The following is a 24,733-nucleotide window of genomic DNA, read 5'->3' on the forward strand; positions in this document are numbered from 1 at the left end:
CACAAAAAAGCACTTCCGCCGTATCAAAGCAAAAGTGCTTATTGGTTTTTATCCGCCGTATATCTCGCTTCTGAGAAGTTCACGGCAGGCTTCGATATCAACATCAAGTGTTGACTGGTCTCCGTGCATACCGAAGCTGTAATTTCCCTCAGCGGGGATACGCAGGGTCTTCATCTGGTAATTCACCGAGAATATCGCCTTATAAGCCGAAAGCATCATCTCGGCACGGCTCATATTCGTGGAAAGATTGGAGCATACCGACTTTGCAAAACGGTTTATCGTCAGCGGGTCGGAAGATTTCACCTTAGCTATTATCTTGCTAATGACCTCACGCTGTCTCTCGGTGCGCTGGAAATCCGCATTACCGACATATCTCAGTCTTGCATATGCAAGGGTCTGATTACCGTTCAGCAGAAGCTTTCCGCCGTGGTCGAGGCAGTCGGTATCCTCGGGCTGTTTAAGATATTTGTTCTGTTCACCCAGAGGGTCTTCCAAGCCAGCGGCTTCCTCGTCGGTGATGTCGATCTCAAGTCCGCCAATGGAGTCAACTATGTCGATAAACGCAAAGAAATCCACATAAACATAGTCGTCAACCGATATATCGAAATTGTACTCGATGGTATCCATAAGCAGTTCAGCACCGCCGTAAACATAAGCCGAATTCAGCTTGTCCCATACATCGATATCATCGTCGCCTGTTCTCCTGCCCTTTATCTCGACATACATATCGCGCATGAAAGATGTCATGGTGATGGTCTTTTTGTCTTTGTTCACCGACATAAGTATCATGCTGTCCGTTCTGCCGTTTTCTTTTTCACTTCGGGTATCCGAGCCTATCAGCAGGATATTCGTAACACTCTTGCTGTCCATGGAGCCGCCTGTGAATGAACGGTCTCCCCGCCCCCTGCGGTTTACAAGGGTGATATAGTAATAAAGCAGTGCATTCAAGCCGATGAATATTACAAGAAGCAGTATTATCAGCGTCCTGAAAAAACTGCGTACTGGATGCCTTGTCTCGTGTGCGGGAACTTTGCCGCCGTTGCGCGTTCCAAAGCGAAGTTCTTCGGAAGCATGGGGCTTTTCACGGCGCTCTGCCTTTTTCTTAGCAGGCTGTCCGCTGCTCCTGTCCCTGCGCTGTGCGGGACGTTCTTCTCTTCTTTCCCTTGACCTGTTAGCGCCTGTTCTTTCTCCCTCTGCGCCGCGGGCAGGTCTTTTCCTCTGACCATCATTACTTCCGCCGCGGGATGTACGTCTTTCCCTCATATCATCTTCGGGATAATTCTGCCGCGGGCTTTCAGCGCCGTACTGCGAATTTCCCTGCGGGCGGGAATACTGTCCTCCGCCGTTATCCTCTCTGCGCTGACGTGAAGCACTACTACGCGATGGCTGTCTGTTTCCGCCGCCTGTACGCGCCTGTGCATACTGCCTGTTCATGTATTCTTCTCCGTACGGCTGACCGCCCATCTGCGTGGGTGTACCGTACCTCTGATATTCCGAGGCGAACACATCATCAGCACTGCCCATGCTGAGGTCTACTTCGCCCCCCGTATCTCCTGCGATCCGTGAGATCTCTTCCAGCTGTCGCTGATACTCTTCCTCATAGGGATCTGCGGGGCGACGGAACTTTTCATCTCTATCCATAATCGCTCTCCTACATTTTTACACCTAAACGGGATATGTCCTGCTTTTCCCGAAAAATATGGGATTACCCGAACATATTCCGCTTTATATAACTATTTTCACGAATATCACTATTATATAGTATAACCCTTCATTTGTCAAACCGCCCCGGGCTTTTTTCATTACTATTTCACCGAATTTTTACTTTTCTTTCTCACAAAAGGGCATAAAAACAGCGCCGCCCTGCTTTTTTCAGCAGAACAGCGCATGGTGTACTTGTATGATACTTTACAGCCAGCCGCCGTCAACACGCAGTACCTGACCTGTTATATAGGAGGAAGATTCCTCTGCCAGAAACATAACAGCATTCGCGATATCATCGGGGGTGCCCATGCGACCCATGGGTATCTCATCGGTGACAGCGTTCAGGTCTTCGGCGGAGAGGGTGCTGTTCATCTTAGTATCGATAAGACCGCAGCTTACACAGTTTACCCGCACTCCGCTAGGAGCGCACTCCTTTGCCAGCGCCTTTGTGAAGCCTATCAGCCCCGCCTTTGCCGCCGAATAAGCCACCTCGCATGAAGCACCGCTTTCACCCCACACCGAGGATATGTTTATCACACTTCCCGAATGTCTGCGTATCATATGCGGCAGAACAGCTTTTGTCAGCCGCATATGCCCCAAGAGGTCGGTGTTCATTATCTCGTAAAGCCGTTCATCGGTGAGGTCGGTGAACAGCCCGATATCCGCTATGCCCGCGTTATTTATAAGCAATTCGCACTCACCGAAGCTTTTTTCCACCGCCTCAAGGAACTCCGCCGTACTTGCCGCATCAGCAATATTACACCTAAAAGCCTCAGCTGTAAAGCCCGCACTCCTAAGTTCAGCCGCCAGCGCCTCAGCCGCTTCCTTCCCTTTATTATAGCCTATCGCCGTGAGATAGCCCGCCTGCGCCAGCTTTCTGCTGACCGCGCCGCCGATCCCGCCCGAACCGCCTGTTACTATGGCGGCTTTTTTTATCCTTCCCATGATATCCTGTCCTTTCGGTTTGCGCTGAGCTTGTTTAAGATAACATTTGGGTATCAAATTGACCGTCATAGCAATATGCTGTAATTTAGATAAAGATACATAAGTTGGATCAAAATACGCTCCAAACTCAAATACCAAATCATTATTTTCTTTTTTTACAGGACCGCCATTTCCACCAGAGTCATCTCCGATAAAAAGCCCCATTTTTTCTCTTATCAATAAACCAAACCTGTCATAGTAACGTATGTCACCGTTTAGATTACCAAAACTTGCGTTAAATATTTTTATATCCAGAATTTGTATTTTTGATAAATCTATCTCACACAGAGGTGTTCTGAACTTATCTATATATATTGCATCTATGCCATCCGCATAGATAAAACACAATTGATTGTCTACTATCTTTGCTATTCCACAGTTAAAATAATCTTCTGAGTTATCATATAGCAAGTATGAGCCCTCTTTAATCAAGCATCCGTTTCTGTCATAATACTCAATCATTTTTATCCTCCTTGATTATGCAATTCTCCTTATCTGTTCAGCAGGCGTTATCGGGTGTTGCCGCACGGATCAACCGTGCCAAGTCTATTGTATTATACCACGGATATCCTTTTTATGCAACCCCGAATCTATTCGCCGATTTCTCCGCTGATATCATCGCTTTGATTTTCAAAGCTTACCTCGCCAAGTTCCTCACCCACCGAAAACCGCTTGCCAAGGGGCATATAAACGCGTGTGCCATCAACAGGGTCAACGGGCAGAGGTCGTTTTTCCTTATCGTTCATTTAAAACGCTCCTTTCCTTTATATTAATAATAGTATGTACCGATATTCCTATAATATTCCTGAAATTGATTTTGTACATTTTTTTGTACTATATATAAAAGCTTTCAAAAAAGCCCTTGTATTGAATTTCGTTTTATGCTATAATACATTTATTAAGCGCCGAAACTGAATTTCAAAACTGTATACGCTTTCGGTGCCACATCTTTCAAGGAGTGAATCAAATGAAATATAACAGAAAAACTGCCCTTATATACGGTCTGCTTAAAGGGCTTCAAACCGAGTTTTTCGGAATATTCGTAATGCTTTTTTTCTGGGCGGTAGCTAAGGCTATGGGTCTCTTCGCTAACCTTATGTTCGGATTCATGGGTATAATGTGCGTAGTGTGCATACTTGCGGACTTTGGCATGAAAGAAGGGGCAAAAGCCGCCAATGCAGATACTCTCCACGGCGATAATGTCGGCAGAAATTTCGGTGCTATAACGGGACTTATCGCTATGCTTCCATTTGCACTGACTGCTGTTATACTTGCGGTATCAAATTTCAGCGGCGCATTTGATTTTCTTGCCGCATTCAAGATCGCCAATGCCTGCCTTTTCCCGATAATTGATATTTTTGCACACTCTGCTTACATAAAGGATATGAGCCCCGCAGTTTTCCTGCTGATACTCCCCTATCTGGGGCTTTTCCCCCTCTCGACATATATCGGCTTCAAATGGGGCTACGATAAGGTTGACCTCAAGGACAAGATAGTATACAAAAACAAGTAGTCTGCATTTTCTGCAAAGGAGGATTTAAATGAGATTCGCACACGTTTCCGATCTTCATCTGGGCAAAAGGCTGGGCAGCTATACCCTCATCGAAGATCAGCGCCATATTCTTTCGCAGATAGCAGATATCGCTTCGGCTGAAAACTGCGACGGCATACTCATCGCGGGAGATATTTACGATAAAAGCGCACCCTCGGCAGAAGCTGTCAAGCTGTTCGGTGAGTTTCTCACAAAACTCCGCAGGAACAAGCTGTCTGTCTACATCATCAGCGGAAATCATGACAGCCCCGAAAGGATTGATTACGGACGTGAGATAATGGCTGATGCCGATATCCACATATGCGCCTGCTATGAGGGCAGTCCCGGTGTGCTGACTGTCACGGATGAGTACGGAAAATTGGATATTTGCTCTGTCCCATTCATCAAGCCTTCCTTTGTGCGCGGCTATTGTCCCAATAAGGAGATAAAGACCTATACCGATATGATGAACGCAGTCATCGAGCAGAGCGGCATCGACAGAAACAGGCGCTGCATAATGATGTGCCATCAGTTCATCACAGGCGCAATTACCTGCGATTCGGAGTATATCTCGGTAGGTACGCTGGATAATATCGGTTCTGAGGTCTTTGAGGGTTTCGATTACGTTGCGCTGGGACATATCCACAGCCCACAGAATATAGGCAAAAATATACGCTACTGCGGAACTCCGCTGAAATATTCGGCTTCTGAGATAAGCCATAAAAAATCGGTGACGATAGCCGATATCCGAGAAAAAGGCGATACCGTGATAACCACCGTCCCCCTCGTGCCCATGCGTGATGTCATGGAGCTGAGAGGAGAATATAACGAGCTGATGGAGCGCAGTTTCTACGAAAAACTCGACACTGACGGATTTTTCTTCATCACCCTTACAGATGATACCGACATACCAAACGTAATGCAGAAGCTTAGAACTGTCTACCACAATATCATTCAGCTGAGTTTTGACAACAGGCGCACCCAAACGATATCCGAAGTTACAGCCGCCGTGCATACCGACAGCAAAACTCCTTTTGAGCTTGTAGCCGAGCTTTTCAAAGAACAGAATGGAGCCGAGATGACTGAGGAACAGTCGGTATACATCAAAGACATGATAGACAAGATATGGGGAGGAAGCTTATGAGACCGCTGAAACTTACAATGCAGGCTTTCGGTCCCTATGCCGAAAAGACCGAGATAGATATGGACCAGCTGGGCGGACAGGGTCTTTACCTTATCACGGGAGATACAGGCGCAGGCAAGACCACCATATTCGACGGCGTATGCTACGCCCTCTTCGGCAAAGCCAGCGGTGACAGCAGAACTGTAAATATGTTCAGAAGCGAGTACGCTGAAGCAGGAGTCATCACCTACGCCGAACTGCTTTTCGATTACGGCGGAACAAAGTACCTCGTCCACCGCGAACCGCGCCAGAAGATACCCAAAAAGCGCGGCGAGGGTGAAACAGACCTCAACACCACCAACGAGCTCTACATATACGGTCAGGAAAAGCCCATAGCATCGGGCGAAAGCGAGGTCAATGACAAGATAAAATCCATACTCGGGCTTGACCACGGACAGTACCGAAATGTAGCAATGATAGCTCAGGGCAGTTTTGCAGAACTTCTGAACACCAAGACCGACAGCCGTACCAAAATACTCAGCGCTATTTTTTCCACAGGAAAATACAGGGTGCTTCAGGAAAGACTGAAAGAAGAAACCAACGCCGTGTACCGCAGTTACAAAGACTCGGAGCTGAAAATAGGCTCTCTGCTGGGAAATATCAGGCTCGGGGCGGAAGACCCATACCGTGAAGAGATAAATTTAGCGGCTCAGAATCCCGAATCTGCCGCAGATACGGATATTGAAGAGGTCTGCCAGAAAGCCCTAGAATACGAAAAATCCGAGGCTAAAAAAGCGGCAGATGAATATAAAGAGGCGGACAAACAGCACAAAACAGCCGCCCTCGCCCTTGAAAACGGCAAAAAGCTGACAGAGCTTTTCGACAAGCTTGAACAGTCCGAAAAGGATATGCAGGAGCTTCTGCCCGAGCTGGAAAAAGCCGAAAAAGATGCTAAAGCCATGCACGAAAAACTCCCCGAGCACAAGGCGCTGATAGGTCAGATAGCCGCGGAAGAAAAACAGCTTCAGCTTTACGATGACGCGGAAGCAGTTCTGAAAGAAGCCGAAAAACTCAGCAAAGCGGCTGCAACCGAGGGCAAGAAACTTGAAGACCTCAACAAACAGCTTTCGGCGGACACCAAAAAACGTGAGGAACTTAAAAAGCTCATAGCCGACCTGGGAGATATAGGCGCAAAGCTTGCTGAAACATCGGGAAAAGCCGAGAAACTCAGCGGCGAACTGGAACATATTAAAGCCATAGGTGTGGAGTTTTCCGAAGCGGACAAGCTAAAGGAAAAAGAGCAGTCAGCCCTCAAAGCCTACGAATCTGCACAGCAGGAAATGGAGCGACTTGAAAAGAACTATTCCCAGCTTTTCAGCCTCTATCTGGCAGAGCAGGCAGGTCTGCTGGCAAAAGAGCTTGAAGAGGGCAAGCCCTGCCCCGTTTGCGGCTCGGTGCATCACCCGAAAAAGGCGGCAATATCTGATAAAGCCCCCGACAAGCAGACCGTTGACAAGGCTTCCGCTGAGCTGGACAAGGCTCGTAATACAGCCCTGAAAGCGGCATCGGATCATGCGGCGGCAAAGTCGGCGCACGAAAAAGCCGTGGAATCCGCTATGGCTCATGCGGGAAAATATGCAGAGGGCTGTACACCTGAAAAAGCCCTTGAAAACGCGCGTACAGACTACAAAAAGATAAATGAAGCCCTAAAAAAGCTGACAGCAGCACATAAAGAGCTGACAAATCAGGCAAAGCAAAAAACTTCCGCCGAGCAGGAATCGGCAGAGCTTGAAAAGCGCATCGCCGATAACAGCCAAAATATCTCGGCTTTGCAGGGCAGCCTGAGAGAGCTCACCGCCAAGGCAGAGGAAAAAAAGCTTGCTGCAAAAAAGCAGCTTGATGCTCTGCCATGCGCCAACAAAGCCGAAGCGATGAAGCATATCTCAGCGCTGAAAAATCAGCAGACAGCCCTCGAAAAGGCAATATCCAATGCCGATAACAAACTGGCACAGCTTGAAAAGAAGCGCACAGAACTTTCGGGACACCTGAGCGAACTCAAAGAGCAGACAAAGCGAAAAAAGCGCCCCGACTGCGAAGCTCTCGACCAAGAGATGAAAGAGTGTGCAAAGCGCACCAAATCCGCACTTGATAAGCGTGACGAGACCGTAAAATGCCTGTCTTCCGCTGAGGACACTCTTAAAAAGATACGCTCTGAGCTTGCAAACAACCGCGCACTCATCAGAGAATACAGCATCAAAAATGCCCTCAACAGCACCGTTAACGGCACTCTTGCAGGCAAACAGCGTGTTACTCTCGAAGTCTTTGCACAGATGGAATATTTTGACAGGATACTCGCTCACGCGAATGTCAGACTTTTACAGATGACCAACGGACAGTACGAGCTTATCCGAAGCGGTGCCAGCCGCGGCAACACGAAAATAGGTCTGGATATTGACGTAAACGACCATTTCACAGGCAGTATCCGAAGCATACGCTCGCTTTCGGGCGGAGAGAGCTTTATGGCTTCGCTTGCGCTGGCACTGGGATTCTCCGATGAGATACAGCAGTCCTCAGGCGGCGTAAGGATAGATTCCATGTTCGTCGATGAGGGCTTCGGCACACTGGACGATGAGACCCTCGATCAGGCAATAAAAGCGCTGAACGGTCTGGCTGAAAATTCCAGGCTTGTGGGCATAATCTCCCATGTACCCGAACTCAAAGAGAAGATCGACAGGCAGATAGTGGTCACCAAGGACAAGTCCCTGGGCAGTTCCGTGAAGATAATCACCTGACCAGTAATCTGACCATCAAAGGCGACAATATGAACCCTGTTATATCTGCTGCGGCAGTTGCGATAAACACGCGGCTGCCTAGCTTTTTTCTCATAGCGGCAGAGTATACCGCAATAGTATAAAATGTTGTCTCTGTGGAAGACATCAGCACCGCCGCCGTCCTGCCTGCAAAGCTGTCGGGGGGAATTCGGGTGTACAATTCATCAAGAGAGGCTATAGCACCGCTGCCCGAAACAGGTCGCAACAGCGCCAGTTCGATACACTCAGTCGGAAAGCCAAGCTTTTCTGCCAAAGGTGATATCAGCCCCGCCAGATGTGCCGAAGCCCCCGATGCGCCGAACATTCCCACGGCGGTCATAAGCAGCACCAGTATCGGTATCAGCTCCGCGGCGGTCTTCAAGCCTACGGATGCCCCTGCAGTGAAATCCCCTGTCACATCGGTTCGCTTAAATAATCCAAACAACAATATGAACGTGATAATGATCGGGACAGTCATGTTTGTAACGGTCATTTATTTTTCCTCCGAAAACAGGATAGATGCGGTTATTATCCCCACCGTCGCCGAGCAAACCGAGGTCGCGAGCACGGCGGGAAGTATCTCCATAGGCGCAGATGATCCGTGTGCGGAACGCAGTGCAGCTGCCGTGACAGGTATAAGCTGTATCGAGGCGGTATTGATAACTGTTATCAGGGCGGTATTCCGTTTTGGTCGTGAGCTTTTTTCAAGCCGTCGTACAGCTTCTATACCCGTGGGAGTTGCCGCATTTCCCAGCCCCAGCAGATTCGCTGTGAGATTAAGGCTTACGGCTTTTTTTGAATCTGTGTCTAGTCTGCCGAAGATAAGTCTTATCAGCGGAGAAAGCAGCCGCGCGATAATTCGTGTCAGCCCCGATTTTTCGGCAACGCGCATTAATCCGCACCACAGCGCCATTGAACCTGCAAGGTATATACCCAGTTCAACTGCTTTAACGCACTGTCCCATCGCCGCGTCGGAGATCTCTGCCCAACAACCCTCAAAAAAGCCCATAACTGCGGATAAAACAAGCATTACCGCCACTACAAATGCCAGCATTTCACCACCCCTTTTTCTGATTTTTAATTCAATTATTTAAATTCATTCATCGATTATTTACTTTTCCTGATTTGGGAAAATTTACAAATATTACAAGTAAAAATATACCTTTTCACGCTGCAAATATTCCGTTTAGTAATATTTTGATGTGCATAATGCTGAAAACGGTTTTTGCGTGACAAACAATTGACATACCGTTCAAATTTACTTGACAAACTCTGTTCAAATTGCTATAATGTATATATCATATACAGTCAGTCTAAGTCGGCTGAAAATCTATCGGGGAAAGGAATTGAGAAAAATGAAATCCATAGGAATCGTAAGAAAGGTCGATGACCTGGGAAGGATCGTTCTTCCCATCGAACTCAGAAGAACTTTTGACCTCGCTGTTAAGGATTCTATCGAGATCTATACCGAGGACGACAAGATCATCCTCAAAAAGTATCAGAGAAAATGCATTTTCTGCGGCGCTACCGAGAACCTTGTTGACTACAAGGACAAGTCCATATGCACAAACTGCATTTCCGAGATCAAGGGCGCTAAGTAATATCAGGAACACCCGCTGCTTAATACTATGCAATCGGATCCAACATAAGAACTAGCATAAAATCAGACCCATCGGCTCGCTGCCGAAGGGTCTTTTGTTTTATTGGGTATATACGGCTTTCAGTGAAAGATCTTCCCTGTCAAGCAGCAGGATATGCGCCGCTTTGCCAACAGATATTCTGCCGTAATTTTTGTCTTCATCTATGGAACGGCATGGGTTGATAGTCGCGGCTTTAATGGCACTTTCAAGAGGTATCCCCATTTTTACCGCTTTCCGCAGACAATCCGCAAGTGGTGTCACGCTTCCTGCCAGAGTTCCGTCCGAAAGCACAGCGCGGTTTCCTTTCACCGATACCCTCTGTCCCCCCAGCTGATATTCGCCGTCGGGCATACCCGTCGCTTCCATGCTGTCGCTTATTAGTATGATACGATCATCACCGAACAACGCAAAAGCCGCTCTTACCGCAGTTTCTGAAACGTGTACTCCGTCACATATGATCTCGGCGAACACTCCCTCAGTGTCAAATCCCGCACCTATCAACGAGGGTGCGCGGTGATTAAAAGGCTGCATGGCGTTGTACATATGCGTTATGTGATCTGCCCCCGCCCCAAAGGCTTCAACTGCACTGTCATAGCCGCAGGCAGTATGCCCTAGGGAGAATCTTATGCTTTCCGAAAGCTGACGTATACATTCGATCGCCCCATCAACTTCGGGAGCGATGGTCACAAGCTTTATCAGGTTCCCCGCCGCCGACTGCCATGCACGCAGTTTTTCAGCTGAAGGCAGCTGTATCAGCTCTTTTTTCTGAGCGCCGCATTTTTCGGGAGAAATGAAAGGTCCCTCCAGATGAACGCCTATCAGCTTTGCCCTGCCATCATCGACTGGATTTTTAGAGTATTCCCCTGCCGCACGGAGTATCTCATCGATATCTTCATCGGGCAAAGTCATAGTCGCGGGACAGATCGTTGTCACCCCCTGCGAGTATTCAAACTCAGCTATTTGTCCGATTGCTTCCACCGTAGCTTCACAAAAATCATGCCCCGCACAGCCGTGAAAATGTATATCCGTCAGTCCAGGAACAACATAACAGCCCGAAGCATCCACCACCTCACCGCCGTACTTTATCATCGCATCAGCAGGCAGAATCCCCGTTATGACCCCGCTTTCCGTCAGCACCGAGAGAGGTTCAAACTGACATTTTTCAGTAAATACAAGACCGTTCTTTATCAGCATTTTCAGCCACCGCCTAAGGCATAACTATGAAGCCCGCTACTTCGCCCACACGCACATCATGCAGACCGCTGAGTATGGCTTCGGTATCTATCTTATCCCCGAAAGCATGGCTTACTGACAGCTGAGGAAAGTTCACACCCACAGCGTCAGCCTTGTAACAGCCACCCGCCATGCGGGTGTTTATCTCCATGAATACGTGTTCGCCGTTCAGTGGACGAAGCTGTATATTGTAAGGATAATCGATTATAGCTTTTTCCGAGATCCGCTTTGCTGTATCGATGAATTCCTTGTCAAAGCGCAGAGCGGTGATATGACTGTCGATCTTGCAGCGCGGCACAGCGATAAGTCCGCTCTCCGTCCTCATGCAGTCGATGCTTATCTCGGGTTCGCTGAGATATGGCATCACCACCGTGGGATATATCCTGCTGCGGTTTTTAAGGTCAGCGAGGTATGACTGATAGCTTATATCCTCTGGCATGGACTTCGGCGCATCATCATCGAAAAGCCGCCTGTAAGTGATACCGCCCTCATCGCGGTCAGCCTTTACGCAGACTTTATGCTCCCTGCCGTACTTCTCCTTTACCGCCGCATACGCCCGCTCAAAACCTTCCACAGTGGTTATGCGCTCCATGTAGGGCGTAGCACAAAGATCATTCTCACGCATAAAAATACATGACTTCATCTTGCTGTCAAGCATATCGTTCTGTTCGGTATTGCCGTCAGCAGTAACACGGGTGCCTATCGCCGCGAATTCATCCATATGGCTTATTACCGCCGCCCTCCAGCGTTTCGGGAAAAATACGTCCACCGAATGCTCCTTGCAGAATCCCAGCGCCCATTCAACATACTGTTCACCGTTTACTCCGTTAGGCTCGATGTACCTTTCATCTGCCGCCGCGCCGAAAACAAAATCGGGCTTTTTAGCCGTGGCGATTATATAGTTTCGCTCATCTCGTCTCAGAAGTTCAATAAAATTATAAGCCTGGCTGAACCAGTGATTGAACCATATTACTCTCTTGCCGTTTTTCATGCCATATCTCCTTGATGATAATTTGCTGTTTCTTCAATATCTATTTTTTCATAAAATACCGTTCTGCCAGAACTGTCTTTGGCTGAAACAGTAAATCCCACTGCCCTGCCATCCTTGTATTTCGGCTCGCATTTATAGTCAAGTTCCATACCTTGCTTGACCAGACAGATCATCCTGCTGTCACATTCTTCCTTTATATCCGCACATACCGCAGGCATATATACAGTGTTTTCAACCCCCTGTGTCCCGCCGAAAATAAAGGGTATCAGCGCAACGCTCCTGCCCACTGAAATATCTGCATCTCTAAGCGCCAGAACTCTTTCCATCTTTTCCGAATACGGTGGTATCTCATCATCTTCCAGCAGCGGCAAATATACGATATCACCGCGCACCGTAATATTAAACATTTCATCACCGTCATAATCACAGCTTCCGCTCAAAGTGTAGGCAGGCTCACCATTTTCGCTGTGGTAAACCGTAATGTTGTAAGCGTTGTACAGCTGGAAAAGCTCCTCATCGTAATCTTCCGATTCACCGTAACAATATACAGCGTGATTCAGAATACTCTGTTTTATCTTCTCAAATTTATCATCAGAAGGCTCCTTGAAATCTGCAATACAGCGCTCAAGGTCATTATCATCCGCACCTTTGCACATAGAAATATAGACCTCCCAGCCATATCTTTCAGAGAATTCCGAGCCGGGTCTTTCTACCGAATCGACCATGCCATCTCTGTACTCCCTGAAACGCCTGTCCAGAACTTCTTCCAGCTTTTCACGAATATCATTTGAATAGGAGTTCACATAGTAATTGCGGTCTTCACCCGCAATATGGAAATAATCGAACATATAGCTCTCATACAGAGAATCATAATCATAGCCATAGGTAAGACCACTTTTTTGAAAACAGCCCCAGTAATAAACGTTGGTAAAATTATATACGTCTTCGCTTATCATGTCCTTGCCAAAACAGTAGTCGGTACACATAAGCAGCTGAACAGGGCTTTCTCTGCCATCTTTTACCGCTGAAACTACGTCCGCTGGGATAAGGCTGTAAAACTCCTTGCTGACCATATCCCTGTCAAGCAGCCACAGCAGATAATACGCCATAGGCAGCGAGGCATATTCGTATATCCTGTCATTGTCGCTGTCGGACATATCTTCGGGAACACTGCCGCGGTAATACTCCTTAGCCGCAGCGTCCCAGTGCCACTCAGCTTTATCACTTTCAAAATTATCGATATGTACACGGGAAGAACTGCTGTTATCAGGTGACATCTTGTCAGCCTTTCTGCCAACCAGTATAGCCACTATCCCAAGAATTATGCACAGCGCCAGCATACCCGCTACCGCCTCATAAGGGTGAACATCATCTTCAAGGCACCAAAAGAGCGCTGTAAAACCGGTTCCCAACGTAAATAAGCGCATAAGCATATTGCTTGTGAGATTCAGCCTTTTGTAAGCCGCCTCCCTCACCAGACCGCCAAAGCTTATCATACATAGAAAAGCGAATGTGATTATCATAGCTATGGCAGCAGTGATCGGTTCAATAGGGTCGCTGCCCTTAGCAGGCGCAATAGTAGCTCCTGTTATGGCGATACACATAAGCACTTCTATCACTCCGAGTACGCAAAAAAGCACGTTCCTTATCATGCTGCCTTTCCTTCCCATTCTCCGATCCTCCTATTAATGGCGTTTTTCAAACATAAAAATTATAGCATATATTTTAAGAAAAGTAAATATTTTTTATTCGGATAATACTGCGGGTATAAAGCCCGTGGCTATGGCTGTACATAGCTGTACGATCTCATGCAACCGGCATCATTTCGCATACCAAAACGAGCGTATGCATACGGTGGCATACGCTCGCATTTTTGGGCAGGTAGTTCGTATAACTCCTATTGCTTTCGGTCATCGTGGTACTTCACTGACTATCAGCCTGCTATATCTCATAGCCCGCTTTGTGTTTCTGCTTTCTTGTGTATATTTTCCCGCTGGGCACTTTCTTTGTTACGGGTACTGTCCCACCCCATGTCCTGCGGCTCATATTGTCTATTTTCCTGCGCTCTTTGGCGCTCATCTTTTCATAGGGTATGAATTTCTCTTCCATGATTTCCTCCTATCTCATTCGCGAACGTCCGTGTCCCTCTTCTTCTCCTGCCTTGAAGTTGTATATGGGTTTGATGATATCCTCTATCTCACAGGTATCGCCTATATTTCCCACGATATCATCAATGCTCTTGTATGCCATGGGGCTCTCATCAAGGGTAGCCGAGCTTACCGAGGTGCTGTATATGCCCTTCATCTCACGCTTGAATTCCGTCAGCGTAAGCTGAGCCTTTGCCGCCGAGCGGGACAGTATCCTGCCTGCACCGTGGGGCGCGGAATAATTCCAGTCGGGATTTCCCTTTCCCTTGCAGATAAGGCTGCCGTCACGCATATTTATGGGTATCAGCAGAACTTCTCCCGCCTGTGCCGATACCGCACCCTTTCGCAGTATCATATTATCTGTGTCGATGTAGTTGTGTATGGTGGTGAACTGTTCCCTTACGTGCAGGCTCATACCGTCGATAATCTCGTCCATCATCGCCTGACGGTTCAGCATGGCAAACTGCTGAACTATCTTCATATCATGTATATACTGCTCAAAAAGTTCACCCTCGGTATATGCAAGCTGCTTAGGTACATCAGTGCGCTTGGTGTTTTTCAGCTTGGTTATCTCGGTCTGTATCTGCTTTTCCTTGCCCTCTTCTTTCAGCCGAACTATAAGCGCATTGATATCGGGCTTTGCACAGCCATTGAGACGCTTGTACGCTTCTTCCTGATAGTACTTCGCAACTTCAAGACCCAGATGCCTTGACCCAGAATGTATAACGATGTAAACAGCACCGTCGCTGCCCTTATCAGCTTCAATGAAGTGATTTCCGCCGCCCAGTGAACCAAGGCTGTGTATCGCCTTATCGTGATTTATGTGCTCAAAGCAGTAAAGCTCGGTAAGGTCTATCTTATTATTGAAGCGGTGAGGCTTCTTCCTTATATCAAAACCCGATGGTATCTCGCGGTATATCAGCTTATCCAGCTGCTGTACCTCGATGTGCTTTTCTTTCAGCTTTACTGTTTCCATTCCGCAGCCGATATCCACACCCACAAGGTTAGGTACTGCCTTGTCGGTTATGGTCATGGTAGTGCCGATAGTACAGCCCGCACCCGCATGGACATCCGGCATTATGCGCACCCTCTGTCCCTGGGACATGGGCTGGTTCATAAGCTCAATTATCTGTGATACGGCAGTTTCATCGCAAATATCGGTGAAGACCTTTGCTGTGCCGTACTTTCCGTTAAGTTCAAACATATTTATCTCCTTTGTGTCTGTCAACTGTTTATTTACGCCGTGTGCGATTCAATATGTCGTTTAGCATAAATAAAAAAGGTGTGTTCCCATAAGGAAACACACCCTGTATGCTAATTTTTCCAGCTTAACGCTGAATGCACCGGCGAGTCTCCTGAATTATTATGTTGTTTGCTTCACTAAACTGATATATCTTTTTCATCTGACTCACCGTCCTTTCGTAGTTTTATCTTTGTCCTGCTGACATGGCTTATTATACCCGAAGATATCAGATTTGTCAATACTGTACGTTATAAATTTTTCTGCGAACCAACGAACTGACCTGCAAAAGTATGAAATATCTATTCCGTAAGATGTCAGCACAGCTATTACAAACGCCTATTTTTCCACAAAAAACGCCGAAGTGCCACGGCTTTTTTGTGAGAATAAATAGTTGACAATAAAATGCCGTTATGGTAATATATATAAAGATGTTGTGCCGCAGGCATGACCGATCGAGAGGTAAAATATGTTTAAAGAACAGATAGATACTTTCAAAAGATACCGATTTTTACTGAAAGAATTAGTAAAAAAGGGCATCAAGCTCAAATACCGCCGCTCATATCTCGGTATTTTATGGACGCTTCTTGAACCGTTGCTGACTACCTGTGTGCTGTCACTGGTGTTCGGCAAATTTTTCAAAAAAGGCGATCAGAGCTTTCCGGTTTACATATTGACAGGCAGATTGCTTTACACCTGCTTTTCAACAGGAACCAAAAACGCAATGAAATCAATAAGGCAGCACGCCGGCATGATAAAAAAAGTATATGTACCAAAATACATCTATCCGCTTTCGGGCGTGCTTTTCAACTTTGTGATCTTTGCGATATCGCTGATAGTGCTTGTGGGCGCTATGTTCGTTTTCAAAGTAAAGCCTACATTATGGATATTCACAGCTATCATACCACTTATTATGCTTTTCCTGCTCACCTTTGGGGCAGGCATGATACTTTCCACAATGTCGGTATTCTTCCGTGACCTTGAATATCTCTGGGACGTTGCGCTGATGCTTATAATGTACACCTGCGCTATCTTCTATGACCCGGATAAACTCGGTGCAAATCAGTGGATTTTCAAACTGAATCCTCTGTATGCGATAATAAAGGATTTCCGCTGTGCGGTCTACGGTGAGAATATGTTTGCTTCCCCCGCATGGGTGATAATGCCCGCGGCAATAAGTGTACTTTCCGTCATCGTCGGCGTGCTGATGTTCAAAAAGCATCAGGATAATTTTATTCTTCATATATAAAAACATCTGCCCTCTTTGCATGATTGCATAGAGGGCATAATGAAAGGAAAACTCAATGTCTAAATATGCGATAGAGGTCAAGAACGTCGGCATGAAGTTCAATCTCAGTCAGGAAAAACTTGACAGCCTTAAAGAATACGTGATAAAAATGCTGAAAGGTCAGCTGAAATACAACGAATTCTGGGCGCTTAAAAATGTGGATTTCAAAGTTGAAAAGGGTGACCGAGTTGGTATCCTTGGTCTGAACGGTGCGGGCAAAAGTACCCTGCTGAAAGTAATAGCAGGAGTTTTCAAGCCTACCGAGGGCGAAGTTATCAGACACGGCAGGATCGTACCTCTGCTTGAACTTGGTGCAGGATTTGATGCTCAGTACACAGGTGCCGAAAACATTTATCTTTACAGCGCAGTGCTTGGCTATTCAAAGGAATTCGTGGACAAGAAATTCGATGAGATAGTTAAGTTCGCAGAGCTTGAAAAATTCATAGATGTTCCCATAAAGAACTATTCCTCGGGTATGAAAACAAGGCTGGGATTCGCCATAGCGACCCAGATCGAACCCGATATACTGATACTTGACGAGGTTCTTTCCGTAGGCGATGCAAAGTTCCGCAAAAAAAGTGAAGCCAAGATCATGAGTATGTTCAAGTCCAACGTTACGGTACTGTTCGTATCCCATTCCCTTGATCAGGTAAAGAGGATATGCAACAAAGCGATACTTCTTGAACACGGCGAACTCATCGCCGCAGGTGACATCGATGAAGTTGCAGCCATTTATGAGGAAAAGACGAAATGATATAGCAACGAGATGCAGTGCAACAACCCTGCGTATACTGCCAAGGAAAAGAGCTTTATCTGACTAGCGCCAAAGAAGTAATCTATCCATACCAAAACAATTGATACAGACGATACAGCGGATCAACAGCCACATCTTCGTGTGTGGCTGTTTTTATGCCCAAAGTTTCGAAATCAATATATTTTATCTAAATGTAAAATGCGAATATAATTTATATTGTTGTAATTCGGTAGATTAACAATATTAAGTATATAATCCTAAAATATGTGATTATAAATTGACATTCGAAATTGAACATGATATACTAACTTTTTTTGTGTTATCAATTATGAGTAATTCGCCATGGGATATACATGGCATCATGATGAAGAATTTGAGCTTGTAGATTCTGAACTACATGATTTGTCCAGATATATCGGTGGTCGTAAAATATGGGGCGGCGGAACAAGTGCAAGATAAATTGGAGGTAATGGAATATGAATTGGGTACGTATAAAACCACTATTATCTGAACAGCTTATAATTGAGTTTGAAAATGAAGCCGGTTATCTGTTCTCTGCTGAATTCAAAGAAGTTATAAAAATTTATAACGGCGCAAGTCCAGAATCAAAAAAGTTTCGCTACAAACAAGGTAACAGCATTGTATCAAGAGTTTTTAACAATCTTCTTTCATTTAATAAGGATGATCGTACAAATATATGGCGAACAAATCAGATCATACACAATGTATGGGGAGAAAATGGCGAGTTAGATCAGTATGTTGTATTTGCGAACGATCCATTTGGTAACAAAATATGCTTTGACAAAACGAATGACCACATTGTTTTTATTGACCATGAAACATTAAGCATTGAACATGTAGCCGATAGTTTTTCTGAATTCATTGCAGGTTTGAAGGAAATCGAGTGATCCGAAAACGCTTTTATACAGACATAGTGACAAGTAACCATAAAGTAACCCAAATAGCAAGCAGAACCAAATTCGAAAATTATAAAAATATGAACAGCGATGTATAAGTTCCGGCTGCACATCGCTGTTTCCATTTTTCAAAAAATCTCCACTACTTGAAATCCAAATCATTAAATGTTATAATAAAAAGAGACGAGGTGGACTTATGCCGAATATATTGATCATAGATGACGATGCACATATAAATGATATTGTTTCAAAAGCTCTGAAAGCTGAGGGTTACGAAGTATCACAAGCCTATTCGGGTACTGAGGCGCTTATGCTTTTATCTCACAGTAAGCCCGATCTGATATTACTTGATCTGATGCTCCCCGGATTATCAGGCGAAGAGCTTCTTCCGCAGATAAAGGATATCCCCGTGATAGTTGTCAGTGCAAAAGCCGATGTGACCAACAAGGTCGAATTGCTTATAGGCGGTGCAGCAGATTATATCACAAAGCCCTTTGATATGCAGGAACTTCTTGCGCGGATAACCGTCCAGCTTCGCAAAAACGAGAGGTCTGCCGACAATGCTCTCATCAGATATCATGATATTACTCTTGATACAGACAAGCATATGATCAGCGCGTGTGACAAGGAACAAAAGCTCACAAGGACGGAATTCGCCATAATGAAACTGCTGATGACCAATCACGAACAGGTGGTCGCAAAGCTGACGATATTAGACCGTATCAGCATGGATACCCCCGACTGTACGGAAGATTCACTGAAGATACATATCTACAATCTCCGTAAAAAGCTGAAAGCCATCACGGGCAGAGATTACATATCTTCGGTATGGGGAATAGGTTTCATGCTGACTGCGAAATCTTAACTTTTTCTTTACTATTATCTTTACTGTTTTCTTAACCATTTTATTATATACTGTTTTCAGAAAGGAAAGGTGATACCTATGGAATATGTTCTGAAAACAACTGGTCTGTGCAAATCTTACCGACGATACAAGGTATTGAACGGTCTGACAATGAATGTGCCGAAGGGTGCTATATACGGATTCGTGGGAAAGAACGGCGCAGGAAAAACAACACTTATACGTCTGATCTGCGGATTGCAGGAACCTTCAGGCGGTGAGTACACTCTCTACGGTACAAAACATACTGACAGCAAGATAACAAAAGCCCGCAGACGTATTGGTGCTGTGGTGGAAACGCCTTCCATATATCCTGATATGTCAGCGAAGGATAATCTCAGACTGCAGTACCGCACACTTGGACTTCCCAACTTTGACGGACTTGACGATATTTTGAAAATGGTCGGACTTGAACAAACCGGAAAGAAAAAAGCGAAGAATTTTTCCCTCGGTATGCGTCAGAGGCTGGGGATAGCAGTTGCGCTTTGCGGAAGCCCGGATCTGCTTGTGCTTGATGAACCTGTAAACGGTCTTGACCCACAGGGTATCGTGGAGATAAGAGAGCTTATACTGAAGCTCAATCGTGAGAAAAATATTACAGTGCTTATCTCATCCCATATCCTTGATGAGCTTTCAAAACTAGCCACACACTACGGATTTATCGACGGGGGGAAGATCATCAGAGAGATGAGTGCCGATGAATTAGATGCTTTATGTCGAAAGTGTATGCGAGTAACTGTCAGCAGTACAGCGATACTGGCTAAAGTTCTTGACAATATGGGGCTGGAATACAGTGTTATCGATGATACCCATGCCGATATCTACGCAAAACCCAACATCACTCATCTCACCCTTGCCCTTGCAAAGGAAAACTGCGAGGTGCTTTCGTTTGAGGAACATGATGAAAGCCTCGAAAGCTTCTATCTGTCACTGGTGGGAGGTGTTGTAAATGCTTGACCTGATCAATGCAGGGATCCACAGGTACGTGAAACGCCCTCTGACTTATATATGCTTTGCTGCATCACTTATTTGCGGACTCATGTATGTTTTTACATCAGTAGATGTCAGTGATAGTGATGGTATCTTTTGTCCCGATGACATATACTTCATTTTCAGTATTATTGCAAATGCAGTTTTATGCATTATGAGTACCGGCACGGAATTCAGTGCGGGTGTTATAAGGAATAAGATATATACGGGACACAAAAAACATACCGTTTATCTTTCCGAATTGCTTATAACAGCCCTGATCTCAACCGTCATGTTTTGTCTTACAGCCATTCCTTTGGCTGCTTATCATATTGTTTATTTTCAAAAAATGGCACATATGATACTTTCACTGGCGCTGATATTTACAGCTTACATTTCTATCAGTATTATGCTCGTGTTTGTATGCTTCATCACTGCGAACCGAACCGCATCCGCTATTATCGGAGGAATATTGATCTTCATGGTCAATTTTATCGGCTATACCACTGTAGATGTGCTCAACGAACCTGAATTTCTCACCAAATATCATCAGGCTAACGGGGATTATTTTATGGTAGCAGGAGATGTGACCGGCATCGAGGATATGGAGGATATAGTAAAAATAACGCAGGAAGATAACCCTAACTATCTCCGTGGTATTCAGCGAAGCGTCGTAACGGTGATATACGACTGTAACCCAAATGTATCCGTAAATTCATTTATGTCATACTGCTATTGTACAAATAGCTTTGAAGAATTGCATGGATATGAGAAAGATCATTATTCGGAAATGGTGAGATCCGAAATATCAATGTGTATAGCAGCAGTACTCATTACGCTCTGCGGTGCGGTGATCTTTAAGAAAAAGAATCTGAAATAAGGAAGTCATATTTATGATAGTCTGTCTTGTCATTCTGAACATTCTGCTTGTATGTAAAATACTGATCATGCGAAGATCCGCAAAAGAGATCGCCGAGGTAATTCAGGACAGACTTACAACTGATACCAATACACCGATCACTATCACAAGTCATGACCGCCGTATGCGTGAACTGGCGATACAGATGAATCGGCAGCTAAATGATCTGCGAAAGGAGTATCTGCAATATCATCAGGGCAATACAGAGCTTAAAACTGCGATAACGAATATGTCACACGATATACGCACACCGCTGACAGCAATTATCGGAAATCTTTATATGATACGCAAGACCGATGATATATCTGAGATAAAGGAATATCTCAGCGCGATCGAAGAACGCACCGAAAGTATGAAACAGCTGACCGAGGAGCTTTTCCGCTACTCTGTGATAGTATCGGAAGATGTTGAAACAGTGACAGAGGAAGTATATGTCAATCAGGTGCTTGCAGAGAGTATCGGCAGTTTTTATCCTGTGCTGACAGAAAAGGGCATCACACCGAATATAAATATTTCCGATGCTCGTGTTATAAGAAAAATAAATAAGTCCGATCTCACAAGAGTATTCTCCAACCTGCTGAATAATGCTGTGAAATACAGTGACGGCGATCTTGAGATCACGCTTTCAGAAGACGGCAAGATAACATTCGCAAATACAGCAAAAGAGCTGTCCTCCGTTCAGGTGGAACAGCTCTTTGACCGATTTTATACAGTTGAAGCTGCACACCATTCCACAGGACTTGGACTATCTATCGCACGGACGCTTGTGGAGCGTATGGGCGGGACGATAACGGCAGATTATGATAACAGTCGGCTGACAATAAAAATCACACTATGATACTGCAACGGCATAGAGAACACTCTCTGTGCCGTCTTTCTATCTCAACGGATAAAATTTTCCCAATAATAATTACGGGCGGCTCTGAGGGGCATTTTCGTTTGCCTGTTAGCAAAGCAAACGGCTCTTCGTACCTGCAAAGCCCTTATGCTGATTATTGTTTTTCGCTATCCACTTCATATATGAAATTTCAGACCCCTTATCAAGAAAAAATTCGGATTTTGAAATATATGGCACAGAGCAAACAAACGTGCTATATTATATATTAGAGAGGAGGATAATGGGTAACAAAAATGCAAGGCATATCAGTTTCCTGATTAGTTCGCACCAGCCCATCTGAGCGAGCTGCTGATGTGATATACATTTGAAAGGGGGAAGCATATTCTATAAATAACTCGATGATCTGATTTGCACCCTTTGGTATTTCGTTTGGAAGGCTCGCCAGCTTCATCGAGCTACCTGTTCAGATATACTTCGCCGTATCCGAGCAACTGTTTTATAGAAGGAGCACGTTCAACGACAAGTTATATTTTTGCAATAATGTCGCAGGCGCAGCACATCGGTGTATCGTAATTATCGAAATTATAGTGTCTCCCTGCCGAGGACAGCAGGACGAATGGATATGCATTTATGAACTTGCAAGCATTGACAAAGCATATGCTTTGTCACCTGATATTTTTCAATTCTGAAACCCGCAGAATTGGCTAAAAGGGAACCCTGACCCTTTTAGTACCGCACAATCTTTACAACATCATCGAGGAGGTCGATATTATCAAGTTAGAAAACAGGAAGTACAAACAGCTATCGTTCACAATTGACGAGTGGAAAGAAGTCGAGCGAAAAGCGGCTGAGTGCGGCATGAAGACTGCTACATACATCAAGTACATGGCATTGCATGGTAAGATCGTGAATGTCGATGCGAAAATGTCAAGTGACCTGCTGGCTGCTCTCGGGCGTGTCGGGAATAATGTGAACCAGATCGCGCACCGCGCAAACATCACCGAATGTATCACACAGGAAGATCTGAACAGCCTTATGAAATGGAGGGACGAACTACGCCATACATCAAGAGCCTACCTATCCACAATTCACTCCGCGCTAGGCTGCTCTACATAATGAACCCCGAAAAAACGGCAGAGCGAACACTCGTTACCGGGCTGAACCTCGAAACGGACGTTGACACCGCCATGCAGCAGCTCACTATGACCTACGAAAGATACTCGCGCAAAAAGCTCAACGCCAAGCCGCCGACCAAAGGTAATAAGCCCGTTAAAGCATTTCATCTCATTCAGTCATTTGCGCATGGGGAATGTTCTGCTGATGAAGCTCACGCTATCGGTATGGAATGGGTGCGCAAGGCTTTCGGTGAGGATTATCAAGCTATGGTATGCACCCACACAGACAAAGACCATATTCATAACCATGTGTTACTATGCCCTTACAGTCTGTCGGGAAAAAAGTTCAACAGCAAGTGGAAAACGCTCTGGGATATCCGCAATGCTTCGGACGGCATCTGCCGGGAGCATGGTATCGGTATTATGGAACAGCTTCGTTCTCAGCCCGACCACGAACCGAACTCGATGTCATATGGAGAATGGCTTCACCGCAAGCTTGGGGATTCTTGGAAAGAACGCATAAGAGTTCGCATTGATATGTTGGCTGAATCAGCATCTTCGCTCGATGACCTGCTATCAACTCTTGAGGGACAAGGATACACTATCAAGCGCGGCAAGTTCATATCTGTGAAAGCCCCTGAACAAGGACGAGCCGTCCGCCTTAAAACTCTTGGAGCAAGGTACGAGGAATCTCGACTTGCGAGAAGAATTGAAAAAAGTATCGCAAACCGTAAGCCACCCAAGTCACTTGATGAGATAATCGACGATGTGATGCAGGAGTACAGCTATGAAACCCGCAAGCTGAAATTCGCCAAAGAGGTACAGGACGATTGGGAGAATCTTAGTCAACAACTGAATATTATCAACTCCGAGCAGATCACTTCAATAGGTGATGTCGAGGGAAAACTGACCGCCGTGCGGAAGAAGATATCTGAAATAGAAAATAGTATCAAGGCTGGTGAGATCGAAGCGTTCCAAATCGAGCAGTACAGCGATATGCTTTTAATGTTCCGTCAACAAGAGCGTGATTACCAATCCATCGCAGATACATACAATGAATCGTCATCGGGTGACTACATCAGCCGCATGGTGACCGAGGTCAAGGCAAGAATGTCCGAGCAGGAGAAGGACAAGCTGCGGCACTTGCAGGAGCAGAAGTATGAAATATATCTTCCGAACGATGACAACTACGCTGCCCTTGCAGAATTAAAGCGACCGCCGACCATTGATAATTATACGATGTCTTACAGCGGAAGTTGGTTCGATGCCGAAGGCGAGAGTGTTGTTCAAAAACTAGAGAGCATATGCAACACCAACAGGAATATCGCTGTTGGTATGATAATCAAAGTTGGTGGGACTGCATACTTTGTGGACACTATGGGATTCAAACAGATCATTGGATTTGAGAAGCCTGCGGTGGAGAAGAAATCGGAGCCTAAGATGACTAAACCACGCAGATAATGGATATATAACAATCAGAACTTGGAGGTAACATTATTTGAATAGAAATACAGAGACAACATTTACAAAAGAAGAACAGAAGAACCCGCGCTATGAGCTGAATTCGGTGAGGGAGTACAAGATCGGTCATACGACCTACATTGTCAAAACCTACTTCGACCTCGAATG

At 45.5% G+C, this 24,733-nt stretch carries 24 protein-coding genes; 14 read left to right on the plus strand and 10 right to left on the minus strand.

The features are described 5' to 3' along the window. Positions 1-48 precede the first annotated feature (48 nt). The 3 genes from BMY75_RS14260 to BMY75_RS18075 all read right to left on the minus strand — a co-directional run bounded on the left by BMY75_RS14260 (position 49) and on the right by BMY75_RS18075 (position 3,434). Positions 49-1,641: an LCP family protein gene (locus BMY75_RS14260; protein ID WP_074835012.1), complete on the minus strand. Its 1,593-nt coding sequence runs from the start codon at positions 1,639-1,641 to the stop codon at positions 49-51. A 267-nt stretch (positions 1,642-1,908) separates the two neighbouring features. Then, entirely contained in the window at positions 1,909-2,649 is a 741-nt protein-coding gene (gene ymfI / locus BMY75_RS14265; protein WP_074835076.1) for an elongation factor P 5-aminopentanone reductase, read from the minus strand. A gap of 629 nt (positions 2,650-3,278) precedes the next feature. After that, the gene (locus BMY75_RS18075) at positions 3,279-3,434 is read right to left on the minus strand and encodes a hypothetical protein (RefSeq protein ID WP_170844313.1); all 156 of its coding nucleotides are present in this window, start codon (positions 3,432-3,434) and stop codon (positions 3,279-3,281) included. A 221-nt stretch (positions 3,435-3,655) separates the two neighbouring features. Here BMY75_RS18075 and BMY75_RS14270 point away from each other — a divergent pair, with 221 nt between their 5' ends. Genes BMY75_RS14270 through BMY75_RS14280 form a run of 3 tightly spaced genes read left to right on the plus strand, consistent with a single transcriptional unit; the run spans position 3,656 to position 8,134 of the window. Beyond that, positions 3,656-4,201, plus strand: a complete 546-nt coding sequence (locus BMY75_RS14270; RefSeq protein WP_074835015.1) for a hypothetical protein — start codon at positions 3,656-3,658, stop codon at positions 4,199-4,201. A 28-nt stretch (positions 4,202-4,229) separates the two neighbouring features. Further along, a complete protein-coding gene (locus tag BMY75_RS14275; RefSeq protein WP_074835018.1) occupies positions 4,230-5,363 on the plus strand; it encodes an exonuclease SbcCD subunit D in 1,134 nt (377 codons plus the stop codon). Continuing rightward, entirely contained in the window at positions 5,360-8,134 is a 2,775-nt protein-coding gene (locus BMY75_RS14280) for an SbcC/MukB-like Walker B domain-containing protein (protein ID WP_074835021.1), read from the plus strand. Before BMY75_RS14275 ends, BMY75_RS14280 begins: the two co-directional genes overlap by 4 nt. Here BMY75_RS14280 and BMY75_RS14285 read toward each other — a convergent pair. Together BMY75_RS14285 and BMY75_RS14290 are read right to left on the minus strand one after the other, a co-directional pair. Then, positions 8,127-8,645 (minus strand): nucleoside recognition domain-containing protein, encoded by a 519-nt coding sequence (locus BMY75_RS14285; protein ID WP_074835024.1) that lies wholly within the window; start codon positions 8,643-8,645, stop codon positions 8,127-8,129. The genes BMY75_RS14280 and BMY75_RS14285 overlap by 8 nt on opposite strands. Further along, positions 8,646-9,206 carry a nucleoside recognition domain-containing protein gene (locus tag BMY75_RS14290; RefSeq protein ID WP_074835026.1) on the minus strand — a complete coding sequence of 187 codons (561 nt, stop codon included), beginning with the start codon at positions 9,204-9,206 and terminating at the stop codon, positions 8,646-8,648. It lies immediately after the preceding gene. 301 nt (positions 9,207-9,507) lie between these two features. Between BMY75_RS14290 and BMY75_RS14295 the strand changes: the two genes are divergently transcribed. Beyond that, positions 9,508-9,753: an AbrB/MazE/SpoVT family DNA-binding domain-containing protein gene (locus BMY75_RS14295; protein WP_024857349.1), complete on the plus strand. Its 246-nt coding sequence runs from the start codon at positions 9,508-9,510 to the stop codon at positions 9,751-9,753. A gap of 99 nt (positions 9,754-9,852) precedes the next feature. Here BMY75_RS14295 and nagA read toward each other — a convergent pair whose 3' ends face one another. The 5 genes from nagA to BMY75_RS14315 form a co-directional block, all read right to left on the minus strand. Then, positions 9,853-10,986 carry an N-acetylglucosamine-6-phosphate deacetylase gene (gene nagA, locus BMY75_RS14300; RefSeq protein ID WP_074835029.1) on the minus strand — a complete coding sequence of 378 codons (1,134 nt, stop codon included), beginning with the start codon at positions 10,984-10,986 and terminating at the stop codon, positions 9,853-9,855. A gap of 13 nt (positions 10,987-10,999) precedes the next feature. Next, positions 11,000-12,016: an ATP-grasp domain-containing protein gene (locus tag BMY75_RS14305; protein WP_074835031.1), complete on the minus strand. Its 1,017-nt coding sequence runs from the start codon at positions 12,014-12,016 to the stop codon at positions 11,000-11,002. After that, the gene (locus BMY75_RS14310) at positions 12,013-13,686 is read right to left on the minus strand and encodes a DUF7832 domain-containing protein (RefSeq protein WP_074835034.1); all 1,674 of its coding nucleotides are present in this window, start codon (positions 13,684-13,686) and stop codon (positions 12,013-12,015) included. Before BMY75_RS14310 ends, BMY75_RS14305 begins: the two co-directional genes overlap by 4 nt. A 271-nt stretch (positions 13,687-13,957) precedes the next feature. Then, a complete protein-coding gene (locus BMY75_RS18080; RefSeq protein WP_170844314.1) occupies positions 13,958-14,125 on the minus strand; it encodes a hypothetical protein in 168 nt (55 codons plus the stop codon). Positions 14,126-14,134: 9 nt separating this feature from the next. Beyond that, entirely contained in the window at positions 14,135-15,367 is a 1,233-nt protein-coding gene (locus BMY75_RS14315) for an RtcB family protein (protein ID WP_074835037.1), read from the minus strand. A 505-nt stretch (positions 15,368-15,872) separates the two neighbouring features. Here BMY75_RS14315 and BMY75_RS14320 point away from each other — a divergent pair. The 10 genes from BMY75_RS14320 (at position 15,873) to BMY75_RS14365 (ending at position 24,565) form a co-directional block, all read left to right on the plus strand. Next, positions 15,873-16,652 carry an ABC transporter permease gene (locus BMY75_RS14320; protein ID WP_074835039.1) on the plus strand — a complete coding sequence of 260 codons (780 nt, stop codon included), beginning with the start codon at positions 15,873-15,875 and terminating at the stop codon, positions 16,650-16,652. 55 nt (positions 16,653-16,707) lie between these two features. Beyond that, positions 16,708-17,445, plus strand: a complete 738-nt coding sequence (locus BMY75_RS14325; protein WP_074835042.1) for an ABC transporter ATP-binding protein — start codon at positions 16,708-16,710, stop codon at positions 17,443-17,445. Between the two features lie 342 nt (positions 17,446-17,787). Next, the gene (locus tag BMY75_RS18840) at positions 17,788-17,904 is read left to right on the plus strand and encodes an HNH endonuclease (protein ID WP_081350571.1); all 117 of its coding nucleotides are present in this window, start codon (positions 17,788-17,790) and stop codon (positions 17,902-17,904) included. 17 nt (positions 17,905-17,921) lie between these two features. Continuing rightward, entirely contained in the window at positions 17,922-18,353 is a 432-nt protein-coding gene (locus BMY75_RS14335) for an SMI1/KNR4 family protein (RefSeq protein WP_074835045.1), read from the plus strand. A 205-nt stretch (positions 18,354-18,558) separates the two neighbouring features. Then, positions 18,559-19,227 carry a response regulator transcription factor gene (locus BMY75_RS14340; protein WP_074835048.1) on the plus strand — a complete coding sequence of 223 codons (669 nt, stop codon included), beginning with the start codon at positions 18,559-18,561 and terminating at the stop codon, positions 19,225-19,227. A gap of 78 nt (positions 19,228-19,305) precedes the next feature. After that, positions 19,306-20,220, plus strand: coding sequence for an ATP-binding cassette domain-containing protein (locus BMY75_RS14345; RefSeq protein ID WP_074835051.1), 915 nt, complete (start codon positions 19,306-19,308; stop codon positions 20,218-20,220). Positions 20,221-20,713: 493 nt separating this feature from the next. Further along, the gene (locus BMY75_RS18510; protein ID WP_242940247.1) at positions 20,714-21,112 is read left to right on the plus strand and encodes a hypothetical protein; all 399 of its coding nucleotides are present in this window, start codon (positions 20,714-20,716) and stop codon (positions 21,110-21,112) included. Between the two features lie 13 nt (positions 21,113-21,125). Further along, positions 21,126-21,989: a sensor histidine kinase gene (locus tag BMY75_RS14355; protein WP_074835058.1), complete on the plus strand. Its 864-nt coding sequence runs from the start codon at positions 21,126-21,128 to the stop codon at positions 21,987-21,989. Positions 21,990-22,760: 771 nt separating this feature from the next. Further along, positions 22,761-23,105 carry a plasmid mobilization protein gene (locus BMY75_RS14360; RefSeq protein ID WP_074835060.1) on the plus strand — a complete coding sequence of 115 codons (345 nt, stop codon included), beginning with the start codon at positions 22,761-22,763 and terminating at the stop codon, positions 23,103-23,105. Further along, positions 23,105-24,565: a relaxase/mobilization nuclease domain-containing protein gene (locus BMY75_RS14365; protein ID WP_074835062.1), complete on the plus strand. Its 1,461-nt coding sequence runs from the start codon at positions 23,105-23,107 to the stop codon at positions 24,563-24,565. The genes BMY75_RS14360 and BMY75_RS14365 overlap by 1 nt, the downstream gene beginning before the upstream one ends. Positions 24,566-24,733: the final 168 nt, after the last annotated feature.

This window comes from Hominimerdicola alba (assembly GCF_900109655.1).
Taxonomy (GTDB): domain Bacteria; phylum Bacillota; class Clostridia; order Oscillospirales; family Ruminococcaceae; genus Hominimerdicola; species Hominimerdicola alba_B.